Source organism: Sinorhizobium fredii (assembly GCF_002944405.1).
Taxonomy (GTDB): Bacteria; Pseudomonadota; Alphaproteobacteria; order Rhizobiales; family Rhizobiaceae; genus Sinorhizobium; species Sinorhizobium fredii_C.
The window spans coordinates 1004641-1020797 of record NZ_CP024307.1 but is presented as its reverse complement, the minus strand read 5'-3'; the positions used below and the strand labels follow the sequence as shown (position 1 = coordinate 1020797).

Below are 16157 nucleotides of genomic sequence, written 5' to 3'. Positions count from 1 at the left end.
CCGCGCCCGAACCGGACCTGCTGCGGGCCGCGAGGCGCAACGGACGTCCAGACGGGTGACACGTCAAACGCTATCGCTCCCGAGATGTCGGAATCGAAGAAACACTGCGCGTAACTGATTGATTTAGCTGGTCGGAGTGGTGTGATTCGAACACACGACCCCCACGTCCCGAACGTGGTGCGCTACCAGACTGCGCTACACTCCGTGACCAGCGGCGCCTCTATAGAACAGCATTTTCGTTTTCACAAGCGCCAAACTCAAAAAAGAAGGTGGGCTCATCCAAAAAATTCCGGGCGGCGACATGCCCATCAACTCCTCGCCCATGCGTGGCAATAGGGCGTTTCTGCAACGCTTCGGATTTTCCTCGTTCGCAGGGTCCCACGGCGATTTTCTTTCGTCGTTTTTGGCGCTAGAGCCACGCCGGAACGCAAGGAAATCCGGGCGTCCGGCCTTTCCGCGCCGCAGAATTTAAGCACAGACAAAGGGACAGAGACATGAATTTCCGCATGATGACGGCGGCCGGCCTTGCGCTGGTGCTCGCCGGCTGCACGACGACGACCGGAGTGGCGCGCAACGAGGTCGAGAAACGCTGGCTCGGCCAGCCGGCCGGCGCCTTCTTCGCCCAGTTCGGCCCGCCAATTTCCGACGTCGAAGCCGGTAGCGACACCGTCTATAGCTGGAAGGGCGGCTACAAGACCCGCAGGATCCCGGCCGAATACGAAAAGACCGCCGACGGCAAGCGCGGCAAGCGCATCGCGGCCGCCCGCACCGAATATCTGAGCTGCGCCGTCCAGCTCACCGTCTCCTCCGACTACGTCATCCGCTCGATCCGCATCGCCGGCGACCGCAAGCGCGCGAACGGCCCGAGCTGGTGCGAGGAGTTTTTGGGCGGCGCCAAGGCGGAGTGAAGACGCGCACACCGTTCATCCGCGTGACCCGCTGACGAAAGTCGGCGGGTTTTGTTTTTGACATCTGGAGAGCGTTCGGCGGTGGCTGGGGCGCCTGGATTCGAACCAGGGAATGGCGGTACCAAAAACCGCTGCCTTACCGCTTGGCTACGCCCCAACGGATTGGCGGCAGTGCGCTCGCCAAATCGAGCGCCTGATTAGCAAAGCTCGTGCGTGCTCACAATGCTTAACTTCGCTTTGCCTGCATTTTGTTGGCCCATTTCCGCTAACCCCGACCGTTCAATCCAGCGGTCGCTGCTCGCGACAATCCGAACCGGTGTACCGTTTCTTCCTTCCACGCTTTGGCCTATTGTCACTCGCGAGTGAAACTCGAACCAATGTTGCTCATCGCGATCGACTCGCCCCTCATCCACCTGCCGGCACCTAATCCCCGCGAGCGGGGCGAAGGCGACCGCGGCGCGCCCTCAGTCTCCTCTTCCCGTGACCGGGGGCTAGCCCTCGGGGCCGAGGAGAGGGCATGAGGTCGTTGGTCGAAGATGGAGCGCAGGAACAGACGCATGCAGGGACCGGAATTCGACCTCGATTTCAAGCCAGCCCATGGCGAGGCAGTGACGGTGGCAGACGGCGTTCAGCGCATCACCGTCAACAATCCCGGGCCCTTTACCTTTCATGGCACCAACACCTACATCGTCGGCCGCCTCTCGGTCGCGGTGATCGATCCGGGCCCGGAAGATGAGGCGCATTTTCAGGCGCTGATGGCGGCACTCGAAGGGCGCGAGGTAACGCACATCGCCGTCAGCCATACGCATCGCGACCACTCGCCCCTCGTCCGCCGGCTCAGCCAAGCGACCGGGGCCATTGTCGTCGGCGAGGGGCCGCACCGGGCCGCCCGCCCCTTGCACGCCGGCGAGACCAACCCCTTCGCCGAAAGCTCGGACATGGATTTCGCGCCCGACATTGCACTTCAAGACGGCGTACGGATCGAGGGCGACGGCTGGAGCCTGACGGCGATCGCCACGCCGGGACACACCGCCAACCACATGGCCTTCGGGCTCGACGGCACCGGCATTCTGTTTTCCGCCGATCACGTGATGGCCTGGGCAACGACCATCGTCGCACCGCCGGACGGCGCCATGGCCGACTATATGGCCTCGCTCGACAAGCTGCTCTTGCGCGACGACCGGCTCTATTTGCCCGGCCATGGCGGCCCGGTGAGCGAGCCCGCCTCCTTCCTGCGGGCCCTCAAGGCGCACCGTAAGATGCGCGAACGCGCCGTGCTGGAGCGGCTGCGCGCCGGCGACCGGAATATTCCCGACATGGTGAAGGTGATCTACGCCTCGACCGATCCGCGTCTGCACGGCGCAGCGGCGCTTTCGGTGCTCGCCCATATCGAGGACCTGATCGAACAGGGCCGCATCGAGACCAACGGCCCGCCATCGCTTCTTGGCGAATACCGGCTGGTCGCCTGAGCGAGATTAATCGCCAGCAATCCCAAGAAGCTCGGCATCGAGCGCGCGCAAGAACTCTTCCGCGAAACTGGCGCCCATGCCGAGATCGTGCTGGCCGTAGCGCGAGGAGACGCGCAGGTCGACGAGCGTGGTTTCCGCCTCTTCACGCAGCCGGATCAGCACGTCGAAACGGAAGCCGACGATCAGCGTGAGCCATTCCCCCTGTAGAACGATATCGCTGGCTTGGCGCCCCGGTATGCCGACATCGATATCGGGCGCCGGGCGCGTAGCCGGAACCGGAATGGCCTCCGGTCCCCGGCTCGTGTCCGCCCCCTCGCTGGGGCCAACGGCAAGATCCTCGAGATCGGCACGTGCGTTCTCGACGCCGAGTTCCGCGGTGATGCCGACCCGAGTTGCCTCGACGACCTTGCGGACGCCCTGGAAAACGCGGTCAAGCGCGCCGTCGTAACGCCGTCCCGTGAGCCCCGGATAGGCCGCGATCTGCGCTTCGCGATCCTCGGGCGTCACGATCGGCCGGCGTTTGATCCAGCTCTCCTCGACGACGGGCGCCTTGATCCAGGGCGGCGGCGTCGCCGTATCGGTGCTCACATCGTAGATCGCCGGGCGCGTCAGATATTGCGCCGCCCCATAGAAGAAAAAGCCGAGCGGGAGCGCCGCATAGAAGAGCGCCGAGACCGAAGCGGTCCCGCCGATTGCCGCAACCCGCCAAAGGCGCGTCAGACCGATTGCCGCAAGCAGGACGGCCACTAGGGCGAAAGTCACGGCAAAGCCTGCCAGCGCCAGAAAATGCGGGGTGGTCAAGGGGCCGAAGCGGTGCGCGGCAAGCGACAGCACGAAAATGACGAAGCCTATGCGGGCGCACAATCGCGCCCAGTGGGCGGCATGGGAATAGGGACGCTCGTAGCGGACCATCATGAAACGGAATCGATCCCCGCGGAAAAGTCTTTGCCCTTCTTAATGCAAGATCCCCCAAATCGGAATCGATTTAGGGACAGAATCATGCAGCAATTCAAAGTGCTACGTTTGCGCGTCTCATTAGGCGCGCGGCGCTGTAGACCATGGCGCTTTCCGTGGGAACCACGCGCTTTTGCACGCCTTGAATTCGCCCGAAAAGAGTATGAGCGCATCGGTTGTATTTCTGCCGCAAATTCGCCATTCTCGTTAACCAGTTATTTCAGTTGAACATTCGGCAGCCTTGCCGGTTGCCGCGCCGACCAGCGCCCAGGGAAACTGGCAGCAGATCAAAGTAGGCCAACGGCCTCCGCCTGCCTGAAAAGACACACGGCGGCATAGAGGCGCCGTGACAACGGAGAGAGATCATGACCGCATCGGAGACACGTTCGGAAATCGCCGTTGCCGCCCCTCCGCCGCCCGGCGGAGACGCTGCCCTTCCGATGGCGCTGCTCGAACTCGAGCTCTCCCTCGACCGCTTCTCCGGCAACAAGGATGATTTCTCGTCCTTTGTCCGCACGGTTGCCGCCGAGATCGGCGGCGAGTTCCTCTTCGTCCTGCCTGCCTCCGGCCTTGTCGACAATTGCCTGACCATTGCCGTCCTCCGCCACGGCACGGCCGGCGATCAGGCGGAAACGATCCTCTTCGTCTGCCTGAATGAGGATGGAAGTTCGATCCGCGTCGAGCAGCCGAGCGAGCGCACCGCCGGTCTCACCAGCTTCGCCGAGGCTTTCGTCGGCGTGCTCGAGCGGATCTGAAGCAGCCGAGATTAATCGCCACTATCCAGCGGCGCATGATATTCTTGTTGCCGTTGAATCGCGCCCGCAGACCCGCAACCATGCGTCCTTCCTGCCTACAGCGTCGCGCGTCTTGTCACGCGCAAAGGCCGCTGTAGCACTTTGAATTGCTGCATGCCTTTGTCCTTAAATCGAGGACGATTTAAGGACAAAGACATGCAGTAGCAATTTCATCGCGCGGAGGACGAGCCGACATGCCGCCGATCTCAGTTGCGCGAGCGAGCGCCGATCAGGAGGCAGGAATGAATACGACGACAGTCAGACTGCTGACACTCGCTGCAACAGGAATAGTGCTTGCCGGCTGCCAGACGGTGTCCCCGCAGGAGCGGCGCGCAAGGGACGAAACGACCTGCGCCTCCTATGGCTTTCGCCGCGGCACGGATGCGTTCGCGACCTGCCTGCAACGCATAGAACTCGACCGCCGCGCCGAAGCGCGCGCCTTCCGCTACGAAAGCGACATACTGTTGCGAAGACCGTATTGGTATTAAGGCGGACGCAGGCCAGCCGTCAACTTGCCGCCAGCGCCTCGGTCTTGCCGTTGCCCTTGATCGCCGCCTGTGCGGCCGCCAGCCGGGCGATCGGCACGCGGAAGGGCGAGCAGGAAACATAGTCGAGCCCGGCCTCCTCGCAGAAGCGGATTGACGCCGGATCGCCGCCATGCTCGCCGCAAATGCCGAGCTTCAGGCCGTTCTTGGTGCGGCGGCCGCGCTCGGCGGCAAGCTGGATCAGTTCGCCTACGCCGTCGAAGTCGAGCGAGACGAACGGATCCTGCTCGATGATGCCCTTCTGCTGATAGGTGGCCAGAAACTGGGCCGCATCGTCGCGCGAAATACCGAAGGTCGTCTGCGTCAGGTCATTGGTGCCGAAGGAGAAGAAATCGGCCGCTTCGGCAATCACGTCGGCGCGCAAGGCGGCGCGCGGCAGTTCGATCATCGTGCCGACCAGATAATCGATGCCGATGCCTGCCTCGCCGATCACTTCCTTGGCGACCGCATCGATCCGTTCCTTGACATAGTCGAGTTCCGCGCGCAGCCCGACGAGCGGGACCATGATCTCGGGAACCACCGGCGCACCTGTGCTGCGCGCCGCCTCGACGGCCGCCTCAAAAATGGCGCGGGCCTGCATTTCGGCGATTTCCGGATGGGAGATCGCGAGCCGGCAGCCGCGATGGCCGAGCATCGGATTGAACTCGTGCAGCGCATCGACCCGCTGACGCAGATGCGCCGGGTCGAGCGCCAGAACGCCGGCGACTTCGGCAATTTCCTCATCGGTCTTCGGCAGGAATTCGTGCAGCGGCGGATCGAGAAGGCGGATCGTCACCGGCAGGCCGTGCATGATCGAGAAGAGCTCCACGAAGTCGGAGCGCTGCATCGGCAAGAGCTTCGCAAGTGCCGCACGCCGGCCCTCCTCGTCCTCGGCGAGGATCATCTCGCGCATCACATTGATGCGGTCGTCCTCGAAGAACATGTGCTCTGTGCGGCAGAGGCCAATGCCTTCGGCGCCGAAGGAGCGGGCGGCACGCGCATCGGCGGGCGTCTCGGCATTGGTGCGCACCGTCATCCGGCGGCTCTGGTCGGCCCATTGCATGATCTTGCCGAAATCACCCGAAAGCTCCGGCTGCAGCATGGCGATCTCGCCCTTCAGCACTTGGCCCGACGATCCGTCGATAGTGATCACCTCACCCTTCTTCAGGGTGACGCTCGCGGTGATCAGCAGCTCGCCCCGCTGATCGACGCGGATGCTGCCGGCGCCGGAGACGCAAGGCGTGCCCATGCCGCGGGCGACGACGGCGGCGTGGCTCGTCATGCCGCCGCGTGTCGTCAGGATGCCCTGAGCCGCATGCATGCCGTGGATGTCCTCCGGGCTCGTCTCGACTCGGACCAGGATGACCTTGCGGCCTTCCTTGACGGCCTGCACCGCCTCCTCGGAGGTGAAGACGATCTCGCCCGTCGCCGCCCCCGGCGAGGCCGGCAGCCCCGAGCCGATGATGTCGCGGCGGGCATGCGGATCGATGGTCGGATGCAGGAGCTGGTCGAGCGAAGCCGGATCGATGCGCGCCACGGCCTCTTCCTTGGAAATCAGGCCCTCCTCGGCCATGTCGACGGCGATCTTCAGCGCCGCCTTGGCGGTGCGCTTGCCGGAGCGGGTCTGCAGCATCCAGAGCTTGCCGCGCTCGATGGTGAATTCGAGGTCCTGCATGTCGCGGTAGTGGCGCTCAAGCGTCTGACAGATCGCCTCGAACTCGGCGAAGCCCTCCGGCATCAGCTTTTCCAGCGACGGCTTATCGGAGCCGGACGCGATCCGGGCGGCCTCGGTGATGTTCTGGGGCGTGCGGATGCCGGCGACCACGTCCTCCCCTTGCGCATTGACCAGGAATTCGCCGTAGAGTTCCTTTGCGCCGGTCGACGGGTTGCGGGTGAAGGCGACGCCGGTTGCCGACGAATTGCCGAGATTGCCGAACACCATCGCCTGAACGTTGACGGCGGTGCCCCAGGCGGCCGGAATGGCGTGCAGATGCCGGTAGGTGATGGCACGCGGGTTCATCCAGCTCGAGAAGACCGCGCCGATCGCACCCCAGAGCTGGACTTCCGGATCCTGCGGAAAGGGCTCGCCGAGCACCTCCTCGATCGCTTCCTTGTAGCGGGAGATGACATGCTGCCACTCGACGGCCGAAAGCTCCGGATCCTGCTCGTGGCCGAGCCGCGCCTTCTCTTCCTCGAGGATTTCTTCGAAGATCTCGTGATCCACGCCCATCACGACGTCGCCATACATCTGGATGAAGCGGCGGTAGCTGTCCCAGGCGAAGCGCGCGTCGCCGGCATCGTGTCCGAGCGCGTGCACCGACTGATCGTTGAGACCGAGATTGAGGACCGTATCCATCATGCCGGGCATCGAGGCGCGGGCGCCGGAACGGACCGAGAGAAGCAGCGGATGGTCCGTATCGCCGAAAACGCGCCCGGTGATCTCTTCCATCCGGGCAATGCCCTCGCGGACCTGCTCGCGCAGGCCTTCGGGCATTTCCCGGCCGTTGTCGAAATAGCTGTTGCAGGCATCCGTGACGATGGTCAGGCCGGGGGGCACCGGCAGGCCGAGATTGCACATTTCGGCAAGGTTCGCGCCCTTGCCGCCCAGCCTGTTGCGATCCCCCGCACTCCCTTCGGCCTTGCCTCCGCCGAAGGTGTAGACCCATTTCGTCATGCCTGTTCTCCACCCAGAAACAGTTCGATGGACGATCTACAGTATATGGTTCGGCCTGAAAATGCACTCGGCGAAGATTTTTGCTGCAGTGCATCAAAAATGCAGCAGCGCCTGTCGCCTCTCTCGTCTGCGGATGGCCCGCCGGTTCAGACCGCTTCGCGCATGCGCTCGGCCGTCTGCAGGTCGACGGAGACAAGCTGCGAAACACCCTGCTCGGCCATGGTGACGCCGAACAGGCGGTTCATGCGGGCCATGGTGATCGGGTTATGGGTGATGATGATGAAGCGCGTCTCGGTCGAGGCGGCCATTTCATCCATCAGGTTACAGTAGCGCTCGACATTGTGGTCGTCGAGCGGTGCGTCGACTTCGTCGAGCACGCAGATCGGCGCGGGATTGGTGAGGAAGACGGCGAAGATCAGCGCCATCGCCGTCAGCGCCTGCTCGCCGCCGGAAAGCAAGGTCATGGTCTGCGGTTTCTTGCCCGGCGGCCGGGCGAGGATTTCGAGGCCGGCCTCCAGCGGATCGTCGCTCTCGATCAGTTGCAGTTCCGCGGTGCCGCCGCCGAAGAGATGGGTGAAGAGCCGCTGGAACTGGACATTGACCACGTCGAAGGCGGCAATCAGCCGTTCGCGTCCCTCGCGATTGAGGTTCTGGATGGCGCTCCGGAGCTTGCGGATCGCCTCGATGACGTCATCGCGCTCCTTGAGGAGTGCTGCCAGCCGTTCAGAAAGCTCCTTCTGCTCCTCGTCGGCACGCAGGTTGACGGCGCCGAGGCGCTCCCGCTCGATCTTCAGCCGCTCAAGCTCACGCTCGACGGCTCGCATGTCGGGCAACGCCGCATCGGCGGCCAGCCCAGTCAGGCGCATCGCCTCGTGCGGTGCGCAGGAAAGCGCCTCCAGTATCCGCGCCTCGACCTCGACGCGCCGCTCGCGGGCCGAGACGAGCCGTTCCTCGGCTCGGCCGCGCTTTTCGCGCGCTTCCGCGAGTTCCGAGAGCGCCGCCGCGGCAAGGCGATCGGCTTCACGCTGGCGGGTCTCCGCCTCGGCGAGGATGTCGGCCGCCTGGCGGCGCGCCGTCTCCGCCTTCTGCAACTCGTTTGCCAGGGCGCGGCGCTTGTCGTCGAACTCGTCGGGTGCGTCGACGAGCTCCTCGACCTCCTCGCGCGCTTCCGCCTCGCGGTCGCGCAGTGTCGCGATGTGCTCCTCGGCGCTCGCCGCCCTCGCCCGCCAGGTCTCGCGTTCCGCAGCGATCGCCGTCAGCCGGCGCAGGCGCGCCTCGTTTTCGCGGGCAAGTCCGTCATGCGCGGCGCGCGCTTCGGCGACCGCGGCGCGGTCCGTCGCAACCTCCGCCGTCCGGGTGCGCAGCCGCAGCTCGAGTTCCGAGGGGTCGGACGCCTCGGCCAGTGCGTCGTTCGCCGCCTCGATCTGCTCGGCCGCCTCTTCGACCTGAGCCTCGAGCTGAAGCTTCGTCTCGGCAAGCACCGCCCGGCGGCGAACGAGATCACCGGAGGCACGTTCGGCCGCAGCTAGAGCGTCGCGCGCCTCGGCGAGCTGCCTGGAGATCATCCGCTGGGCATCGCGCGACAGCCGCAGCCGCTCGTCCTCGGCACGAATGCGCGCGCCGGCGGCGGCGAGATCCGCCTCCGCCCGGCGCAGCACCTCAGCCGCATCCTCGGCCTCCGCCTCGAGCTCGGAAAGGCGGTTCTTCTGCGCGAGCCTCAAGGCGGCAGCACTCGGCGCTTCCGAGCCGGTGACGTGCCCATCCCAACGCCAGACAGCGCCTTCCTTCGTCACCAGCCGCTGGCCGGACTTCAGGAGCGGCAACAGGCGCTCAGCCTCGGATTCGTTTCCGACGATGCCGATCTGGCGGAGCGTGCGGCCCAGCGCCTCCGGGGCGCTGACATAGTCGCTGAGCGGCAAGGCACCGCCGGGCAAGGCGGGGTCGTCGGCGTGGTCGCCGGGCATGCGCCAATGGGCGGCAGCCGCCTGCTCCAGCGGCGAATCGAGGTCGTCGCCCAATGCTGCGCCGAGCGCCGTCTCGAAGCCGCGCTCCACCTTCATATCCTCGACGACCGCCGGATAGGCGCTGGCGCCGGCCGCTTCCAGCATCCGGCGGATCGTGCGCGCCTCGGTTTCAATGCCGTTCAGCCGCGCCCGCGCCTGGTCGACGGGCTGGCGGGCCGCCGCTTCTTCCGCCCGCGCTTCGGCAAGGTTTTCCTCCACGGCGACGACCACCGCCTCGGCCTCTTCCAGCGCCGCTTCCGCGGCCTCCACCTGCCCCTGCTTCTCGTGAGGGTCCGGGAGGGCCGCCATCTGCCGGTCGAGGCTTTCGAGGTCGCGCCCCTGATCGGCGAGCTGACGGGCAAGGCGCGCCTGCCGCTCGGCGAGGTCGCGCAGCGTCCTGTCGAGCTGGTTGCGCGCCGCTTGCGCTTCGGCGCGCTCGGCGGTAAGCCCGGCGAGATCGGCTTCGCTGCCGGAAAGCCTTTCGTTGGCGTCCTCCAGCCTTTCTCGCGCCTCCGCGGCACGCTCGTCCGCCTCGGCGAGCGCGTCGCGCAGCTCTTCCTCCTCCAGGTCGAGGCGGGCAAGGATGCCGGCATTGTCGGCGATGAGCCGCTCCTCGCGGGCGATATCCTCGGCAAGCTGCGAGAGCCGCCGCTGCAATTCGTCGCGCCGGCGCAGAATGCGCCCGGCATCTTCTTCGAGCTGCGCGCGGGCGATCTGCAGGCGCTGCAGCGCTGCTGCAAGCTTCGCCTCGTTCTCGCGCAGCTCCGGCAGCTTGAGGCTCGAGATCGCCTGATGCTTGGCCGCTTCCATCTGCGCCTGTGCCTTTTCGGCGACGAGCGCGGTGATCTGGTTCAACTGGCTGGTCGCCTCGGCTTCGGCCTCCTTCGCCTGTACCCAGCGGATGTGGAGCAGGATCGCGTCGTGACGGCGGATTTCCGCCGACAGCATCTTGAAGCGGTTGGCTTGACGCGACTGGCGCTTCAGGCTCTCGATCTGGCTTTCGAGCTGCGAGGTGACGTCATCGAGCCGTTCGAGATTGGTCTCCGCCGCCTTCAGCCGCAGCTCGGCCTCGTGACGGCGCGAGTGCAGGCCGGAAATGCCGGCTGCCTCTTCGAGCAATTGCCGGCGGGCTTGCGGCTTTGCGGCGATCAGCTCGCCGATCCTGCCCTGCCCGACCATCGACGGCGAGCGGGCGCCAGTCGAGGCGTCGGCGAAGAGCAGCTGGACGTCCTTTGCCCGCGCCTCCTTGCCGTTGATCCGGTAGACCGATCCCTGCTCGCGCTCGATCCGGCGCGTCACCTGGATCTCGTCGCTGTCGTTGAACGCGGCGGGCGCCGTGCGGTCGCCATTGTCGAGGTAAAGACCGACCTCGGCGGTATTGCGCGCCGGCCGGTTGCCCGAACCGGAAAAGATCACGTCGTCCATGCCGGAGGCGCGCATGTTCTTGTAGGAGTTCTCTCCCATCACCCAGCGCAGCGCCTCGACGAGGTTGGACTTGCCGCAGCCATTCGGCCCGACGACGCCGGTCAAGCCCCGTTCGATGATGAATTCGGTCGGTTCGACGAAGGATTTGAAGCCGAGCAGGCGCAGCTTGTTGAATTTCATGGGGCGCGATACCCCCCTTTGCGATGTGCGGCGACCGCGCTGCACCCCCCTCTGCCCTGCCGGGCATCTCCCCCGCAAGGGGGGAGGTCGGCTAGACGCATGGGCTTCCGCGACATCAAAGCCGAATGTGCCGAAAGCCCCACTAAAAATGACCCAAGCGACAGGTATTTGGTCGAGCGGGACATCGCCACTTGCCGATCGCCCCCCTTGTGGGGGAGATGCCCGGCAGGGCAGAGGGGGGTGAGCCACGAGCGCATCACTCGAATGTCCCCTTCCCGATAACCCGAACGATATGCTCGCACACATTTGTCAATGTCGCGCAGCACGTCGTCATTCCAGAAACGCAAGACAGTCCAGCCAGCGGTCTCCAGTCGGAGCGTACGCTGCCGATCGTAGTCGGCATCACCCGGTTTCGCATGCTGCGCACCATCGACTTCGATGATCAGTCGATGTGCGGGGCAAGCGAAATCGACGATATAACCCGCGACCGGAACCTGTCGGCGAAAGCCGAGGCCCATCAGTCGATGTGCGCGCAACTCGTTCCACAGCTTGACCTCGGCGTCGGTCATCACACTCCGCATGCGGCGCGCATTGGAGCGAGTTTTCGGCGGAACGTCAGTGTGAGGCATGGCCAAACCTCACGGGTTCCCGAACATAAGAAACGGGCGCACGGCCGCAGCCGTCGCCCGTTGTCAGGAAGAGCGAAGGATCAGAGCTTGCTGTCGATGAGGGCCGACATAACGTCAACCGACATGTCCCCCGAATAGTGCTCGCCATTCACGAAAAAGGTCGGCGTCGATTTCACTCCGAACTCCTTGGCGCCGCGCTGCATGACTGCGTTCACATCATCCAGAAGTTTTTGGTTCGTCAAGCAGGCCTCGAAGCTCTCCTGTGTAAAACCGGCGAGTTTCGACATCTGCAGCAGTGCATCGCGGCCGTTTTCCGCGGCGGCCCATTGTTCCTGCTGCTTGAACAGCATGGAGATCATCGGGAAATACTGTCCCTCCGGAGCGCAGCGCGCCAGCATGAAGGCGGCCGCGGCGCGCGGGTCGAAGGGGAATTCGCGGATGACAAAGCGCACCTTGCCGCTGTCGACATATTTCGTCTTGATGGCGTCGAAGGTCTTGTTGTGAAAGTTGGCGCAGTGCGGGCAGGTCATCGACATGTATTCGACGATCGTTACCGGCGCATTGGCCTCGCCGAGCGCCATTTCCGGAAGCGCGCCGGGCTCCATCAGCTTCTGCACGTCGACGCTGCCTTCCGACTGCGGCAACTCGGCCTTGGCGGTCGGGGCGGAAGACTGCGCGACCTCGGTGGCGGCGGGCTTCGCCTGGCCGGAAGCGGCCGGCGTCGCGGCGGTGGAGCCGGTGGTCGTCGCGTCCGCGCTGGCCGTTGTTTCAGCCGGCGCCTTGGAAGCCGCCTCCTTCTTTTCTTCGCTGCAGGCTGCAAGCACCAGGGCAATCGCCGCGACGGCGACACCGCTCAGCAGGCGTTTCGGAAGGCTCGTTTCGGAAGCGGACATGGAAGGACCCGTGTTCTAGGAGGGGAAAATTGAGTTGTGATTTCGATAACTTGCTCAGTGCAAGGCGACAAGGGGCACTGTTTCAACTGAATTCAAAGAATTGTGACCCCTTGATGGTGAACTACTTGCGGCGCTGAGACAGGACCGCCGTGCCGAGCCGCTTCAGTGCGGCCTTCAGCGCCTCGCTCTCGATGCCTTCAACCATGGTGTCGAGCCGGCGTGCCGGTTCGCCGGTCAGCGGCCGCGGCCGCCGGTAGGGCTTGGGCGGCGGTGCGACAGGCTTCTGGACGATTCGAAGCTGACCGATCGCATGGAAGCCGAAAAAGCCGTTGATGCGCTGGATCAGTTCGCCCTGGGCGTGGGTCAGGAAAAGCGCCCTTGCGCCTTCACAGGCAACCGTCAGCACGCCGGGCTGGTAGCCGCCATCGCTGCCGATCTCCGAGGCGCGCCGCGGCCAGGCGATCTTTTCCGGCCGCGTGCAGTCGGCGAACTCCGCGCCGGCGATCTCGTCCCAGGAGCCGAGCAGCATCGTGTTGATGCCGGCGCGCTTGGCCAGCACCGGATCGATCAGCCCGTTCGCAACCTCGCTGATCTGCACAACGCCCTTGCGGGACTTCGCTTCACTCACCGGAACGACTTTCTGTTCGCAACTTCGATCGAGCCTTGAAGCCCAAGCGGGCGTCGGCCAAGTATAGGCCGGAAAGGGACTCTCCGGCAAATGACGCTCGACACGCTAAAGGCGGCCGAAGCCGCCACCGTGCTGCTCAACTGGTACGATCGCCACCATCGCGATCTGCCGTGGCGTGTCTCGCCGCCGATGGCAGCGCGCGGCGCCGTCGCCGATCCCTACCATGTCTGGCTGTCCGAAGTCATGCTGCAACAGACCACCGTGCAGGCGGTCAAGGCCTATTTCGACAAGTTTCTAAGGCACTGGCCGACGGTTGAAGACCTGGCCGCCGCCGAAACCGAAGAGGTGATGAAGGCCTGGGCCGGCCTCGGCTACTATGCCAGGGCGCGCAATCTGAAGAAATGCGCCGAGGCGGTGGCGCGCGACCATGGCGGCCGCTTCCCGGAGACGGAGGAAGGACTGAAAGCCCTTCCCGGCATCGGCGACTATACAGCGGCCGCGGTTGCGGCGATCGCCTTCAACCGCAGGAGCGCCGTGCTCGACGGCAATGTCGAGCGGGTGATTTCCCGCCTCTATGCGATCGAGACGCCGCTTCCCGCCGCCAAGCCGGAAATGCGCCGGCTCGTCTCGGAACTGACGCCGTCCGACCGGCCGGGTGATTTCGCCCAGGCGATGATGGATCTCGGTGCCACGATCTGTACGCCGAAGCGCCCCGCCTGCGCGCTCTGTCCCTTCCGCTCGAACTGTCGGGCGCTCGCCGTCGCCGATCCCGAGACGTTTCCGCGCAAGGGGGCGAAGAAGGAAAAGCCGCTGCGCCTCGGCGCCGCCTTCGTGGCGATCGATGGTGCTAATGCCGTCTATCTGCGCAAGCGCGCCGAGACGGGCCTCCTTGGCGGCATGACGGAAGTGCCGGGCACGGGCTGGACCGCGCGCCGCGACGGCGAGACCTCGGTAGAGGCGCAGCCTTTCGCGGCCGCCTGGGAAGCCTGCGGCACTGTCACGCATGTCTTCACGCATTTCGAACTGCGCCTCTCGGTCTACCGTGCCAAAGTCGCGAAGGCCGTGGCCTGCGCCGAGGGCTGGTGGGAGCCGATCGCGTCGTTGAAGGGGCAGGCATTGCCGACCGTCATGAAAAAAGCGATCACGCAGGCTATACCGCACGCATTCAAAGCCGTGTAAGGCAAGGCCGCAACCTCGTTCAACCCGCCGCAGGATTACCAATGAGCAGCGTCGACATCCGCCACATCGTTTTCGACATCGGCAAGGTGCTGATCCATTACGATCCGCAGATCCCCTACGCGCGGATCATCCCGGACGAGGCGGAACGCAGCTGGTTCTTCGCCAATGTCTGTACCCACGACTGGAACATCGAACAGGACCGGGGCCGTTCCTGGGAGGAGGCCGAGGCGCTGTTGATCGAGGAGCATCCGGAACGGCAAGAGCATATCCGCGCCTTCCGCCGGCATTGGCACGAGATGGTGCCGCACGCCTATGAAGATACGGTCGCGCTGATGGAAAGCCTGATCGCCGAAGGCCGCGACGTGACGATGCTGACCAACTTCGCCTCCGACACGTTCCGCGAGGCGCAGAAGCGCTTTCCCTTCCTGACGCTGCCGCGCGGCGTCACGGTTTCGGGCGACGTCGGGCTGATCAAGCCGGATGTCGAAATCTACTGGACCCATGCCCGTACCTTCGGTCTCGACCCCGCGGCGACGATCTTCATCGACGACAGCCTGGCCAATGTTGAAGGCGCCCGGGCGGCGGGCTGGCAGGCCGTGCACTTCGTCGATGCCCAAAGGCTGAGGGCCGATCTGGCAGCCTATGGCGTGCAACCGTTGGACGTGCTTGACGGTGTCGGTCCGGCAGTGGCGACCCAGGCCTGACAGCGCGTTCCTGACCGCCGAACCGGCCAGCGAATTCACGAAAACGCCGCATTCGGTTCACCCGCCATTCAGCTTTGTTCCTCCATGATCCGCGTTAGATTTCAACGCCTTCGCTGAAAAGGTCGAGCTAATGGTCACGCGCATCTACGGTACGAATTACGCCGATATCCTCAAGCAGAACAGCTATATCGAGGTCGAAATCTATGGCTATGACGGCGACGACGACATCTACCTGAACAGGACCGACAGCTACGGCGGATACAACTACGTCGATGCGGGCTACGGCAATGATCTCGTGGTGAATTCCTACGAGGGCGGCAACGACATTTATATGGGTGCCGGAAACGACATCTATGTTGCCGACATCCGGGCACGCGACACGAGCTCCTACGATGTCGTCTATGCCGGCAGCGGCAATGACCGCTTCGAAATCGACGGCTATGCCAGCGACTATTACGGCGAAAGTGGCAACGACACCTTCCTCTCGGCCGGATTCAACAACTACTTCAACGGCGGCACCGGCATCGACACCGTCAGCTACCAGTTCCAGGACGACTGGAGCTCGGAGCGCGGCAAGGGCGTGACGATCGACCTCGGCAACAAATACGCGACCACCGGCAGCGGCCGGCGCGAGGACCTCATTAGCATCGAGAACGCCACCGGCACGAATTACGGCCATGACGATATCACCGGCAGTTCTGTTGCCAACACGCTGCGCGGGCTGGGCGGCCACGACATTATCGAGGGCCTCGCCGGCGACGACTTCCTTGACGGCGGCAGCGGTGACGACGATCTCTATGGCGGCTCCGGCGCCGATATCATGCGCGGCGGCAGTGGCTTCGACTATCTGGTCGGCGGGACCGGCACCGACAGCTTCGATTTCAACGCGATCTCCGAATCGGTGGTCGGCTCCCGCCGCGACGTGATCGCCGATTTCCGCCGCTCCGAGTTCGACGTCATCGACCTTTCGACGATCGATGCCGACACGACCTGGAGCGGCAATCAGAAATTCACCTTCATCGGCGGCAGCGCGTTTTCGGGAGACGCCGGCGAACTGAACTTCCGCTCCGGCGTCCTGTCCGGCGACGTCAACGGCGACGGCTATGCCGACTTCCAGATCAAGGTGAACGGCGTCACCAGCCTGCGGGTCGACGATTTCTTCCTCTGAGGCGGCGCGGCGTGCCCCTTCTCCC

12 protein-coding genes, 2 tRNA genes and 1 pseudogene are annotated in these 16157 nt (G+C 64.7%); 7 read left to right on the top strand and 8 right to left on the bottom strand.

Annotated features, from left to right (window positions below; translation table 11 throughout):
• Positions 1 to 128: 128 nt before the first annotated feature.
• A tRNA-Pro gene (locus NXT3_RS04890) sits at positions 129 to 205 on the bottom strand.
• Between the two features lie 289 nt (positions 206 to 494).
• Here NXT3_RS04890 and NXT3_RS04885 point away from each other — a divergent pair.
• Complete coding sequence (locus tag NXT3_RS04885) at positions 495 to 908, top strand: hypothetical protein (protein WP_037413453.1); 414 nt, start codon at positions 495 to 497, stop codon at positions 906 to 908.
• A gap of 82 nt (positions 909 to 990) precedes the next feature.
• Here NXT3_RS04885 and NXT3_RS04880 read toward each other — a convergent pair.
• A tRNA-Gln gene (locus tag NXT3_RS04880) sits at positions 991 to 1065 on the bottom strand.
• A gap of 400 nt (positions 1066 to 1465) precedes the next feature.
• Between NXT3_RS04880 and NXT3_RS04875 the strand changes: the two genes are divergently transcribed.
• Positions 1466 to 2377, top strand: a complete 912-nt coding sequence (locus NXT3_RS04875) for an MBL fold metallo-hydrolase (protein ID WP_097526270.1) — start codon at positions 1466 to 1468, stop codon at positions 2375 to 2377.
• Between the two features lie 6 nt (positions 2378 to 2383).
• Here the strand turns inward: NXT3_RS04875 and NXT3_RS04870 are convergent, their stop codons facing one another.
• Positions 2384 to 3292: a DUF1499 domain-containing protein gene (locus tag NXT3_RS04870; protein ID WP_104838875.1), complete on the bottom strand. Its 909-nt coding sequence runs from the start codon at positions 3290 to 3292 to the stop codon at positions 2384 to 2386.
• Positions 3293 to 3696: 404 nt separating this feature from the next.
• Between NXT3_RS04870 and NXT3_RS04860 the strand changes: the two genes are divergently transcribed.
• Together NXT3_RS04860 and NXT3_RS04855 are read left to right on the top strand one after the other, a co-directional pair.
• Positions 3697 to 4086: a hypothetical protein gene (locus NXT3_RS04860; protein WP_037413446.1), complete on the top strand. Its 390-nt coding sequence runs from the start codon at positions 3697 to 3699 to the stop codon at positions 4084 to 4086.
• Positions 4087 to 4367: 281 nt separating this feature from the next.
• Positions 4368 to 4613 (top strand): hypothetical protein, encoded by a 246-nt coding sequence (locus NXT3_RS04855; RefSeq protein ID WP_104839935.1) that lies wholly within the window; start codon positions 4368 to 4370, stop codon positions 4611 to 4613.
• Between the two features lie 19 nt (positions 4614 to 4632).
• Here NXT3_RS04855 and ppdK read toward each other — a convergent pair whose 3' ends face one another.
• The 5 genes and pseudogenes from ppdK to NXT3_RS04825 form a co-directional block, all read right to left on the bottom strand.
• Positions 4633 to 7323, bottom strand: coding sequence for a pyruvate, phosphate dikinase (gene ppdK / locus NXT3_RS04850; RefSeq protein WP_037413442.1), 2691 nt, complete (start codon positions 7321 to 7323; stop codon positions 4633 to 4635).
• Positions 7324 to 7469: 146 nt separating this feature from the next.
• Complete coding sequence (gene smc / locus NXT3_RS04845; RefSeq protein WP_104838874.1) at positions 7470 to 10931, bottom strand: chromosome segregation protein SMC; 3462 nt, start codon at positions 10929 to 10931, stop codon at positions 7470 to 7472.
• Between the two features lie 256 nt (positions 10932 to 11187).
• A pseudogene (locus NXT3_RS04835) lies at positions 11188 to 11560 on the bottom strand (endonuclease domain-containing protein).
• An 80-nt stretch (positions 11561 to 11640) separates the two neighbouring features.
• A complete protein-coding gene (locus tag NXT3_RS04830; RefSeq protein ID WP_097539301.1) occupies positions 11641 to 12453 on the bottom strand; it encodes a DsbA family protein in 813 nt (270 codons plus the stop codon).
• Between the two features lie 121 nt (positions 12454 to 12574).
• Positions 12575 to 13081, bottom strand: coding sequence for a DUF721 domain-containing protein (locus NXT3_RS04825; RefSeq protein WP_037413437.1), 507 nt, complete (start codon positions 13079 to 13081; stop codon positions 12575 to 12577).
• A 90-nt stretch (positions 13082 to 13171) separates the two neighbouring features.
• Between NXT3_RS04825 and mutY the strand changes: the two genes are divergently transcribed.
• The 3 genes from mutY to NXT3_RS04810 all read left to right on the top strand — a co-directional run bounded on the left by mutY (position 13172) and on the right by NXT3_RS04810 (position 16132).
• Complete coding sequence (gene mutY, locus NXT3_RS04820) at positions 13172 to 14260, top strand: A/G-specific adenine glycosylase (protein ID WP_037413435.1); 1089 nt, start codon at positions 13172 to 13174, stop codon at positions 14258 to 14260.
• 41 nt (positions 14261 to 14301) lie between these two features.
• On the top strand, positions 14302 to 14964 hold the full coding sequence (locus NXT3_RS04815; protein WP_037413432.1) for an HAD family hydrolase: 663 nt from the start codon (positions 14302 to 14304) through the stop codon (positions 14962 to 14964).
• Between the two features lie 130 nt (positions 14965 to 15094).
• Positions 15095 to 16132, top strand: coding sequence for a calcium-binding protein (locus NXT3_RS04810; RefSeq protein ID WP_037413430.1), 1038 nt, complete (start codon positions 15095 to 15097; stop codon positions 16130 to 16132).
• The last annotated feature ends 25 nt before the right edge of the window (positions 16133 to 16157 follow it).

Bases quoted from the DNA above. Each gene is read 5' to 3' on its own strand.
- NXT3_RS04885 (WP_037413453.1), top strand. From the start codon at position 495: ATGAATTTCCGCATGATGACGGCGGCCGGCCTTGCGCTGGTGCTCGCC.
- NXT3_RS04875 (WP_097526270.1), top strand. From the start codon at position 1,466: ATGCAGGGACCGGAATTCGACCTCGATTTCAAGCCAGCCCATGGCGAG.
- NXT3_RS04870 (WP_104838875.1), bottom strand. From the start codon at position 3,292: ATGATGGTCCGCTACGAGCGTCCCTATTCCCATGCCGCCCACTGGGCG.
- NXT3_RS04860 (WP_037413446.1), top strand. From the start codon at position 3,697: ATGACCGCATCGGAGACACGTTCGGAAATCGCCGTTGCCGCCCCTCCG.
- NXT3_RS04855 (WP_104839935.1), top strand. From the start codon at position 4,368: ATGAATACGACGACAGTCAGACTGCTGACACTCGCTGCAACAGGAATA.
- ppdK (WP_037413442.1), bottom strand. From the start codon at position 7,323: ATGACGAAATGGGTCTACACCTTCGGCGGAGGCAAGGCCGAAGGGAGT.
- smc (WP_104838874.1), bottom strand. From the start codon at position 10,931: ATGAAATTCAACAAGCTGCGCCTGCTCGGCTTCAAATCCTTCGTCGAA.
- NXT3_RS04830 (WP_097539301.1), bottom strand. From the start codon at position 12,453: ATGTCCGCTTCCGAAACGAGCCTTCCGAAACGCCTGCTGAGCGGTGTC.
- mutY (WP_037413435.1), top strand. From the start codon at position 13,172: ATGACGCTCGACACGCTAAAGGCGGCCGAAGCCGCCACCGTGCTGCTC.
- NXT3_RS04815 (WP_037413432.1), top strand. From the start codon at position 14,302: ATGAGCAGCGTCGACATCCGCCACATCGTTTTCGACATCGGCAAGGTG.
- NXT3_RS04810 (WP_037413430.1), top strand. From the start codon at position 15,095: ATGGTCACGCGCATCTACGGTACGAATTACGCCGATATCCTCAAGCAG.